At 60.9% G+C, this 243-nt stretch carries 2 pseudogenes; one reads left to right on the top strand and one right to left on the bottom strand.

The features are described from left to right. Positions 1–30: 30 nt before the first annotated feature. Positions 31–75 (top strand): annotated as a pseudogene (locus tag G8O24_RS46955) (hypothetical protein); the annotation flags it as partial. Between the two features lie 41 nt (positions 76–116). Here the strand turns inward: G8O24_RS46955 and G8O24_RS43635 are convergent. Next, positions 117–243 (bottom strand): annotated as a pseudogene (locus tag G8O24_RS43635) (hydantoinase B/oxoprolinase family protein); the annotation flags it as partial.

Here is a 243-nt window from a genome sequence, read left to right as displayed (position 1 = left end):
CAGGTCCTTCGGACCTGCTACTCCTTCGTCATCTACAATCGCGATTTCTCAAGTGCTCTGCATGACGCCCACGGCGAATGCGCCGCACAGGGCAATCAGGACATCGCCGTCCATGTCGGCACGCTGCCGCCAACATCCGACCAATGCCCGTTCGACTGGCTGAAGGCGATAATCTTGCCGTCGGCGAAGATGGGTCGGATCAGGCGCACATCCGGGAAGTGTGTGCCACCGGCATAGGGGTCG

It is taken from the genome of Bradyrhizobium campsiandrae, assembly GCF_014529705.1.
Lineage (GTDB): Bacteria > Pseudomonadota > Alphaproteobacteria > Rhizobiales > Xanthobacteraceae > Bradyrhizobium > Bradyrhizobium campsiandrae.
This window is presented reverse-complemented; position numbering and strand designations above follow the sequence as displayed.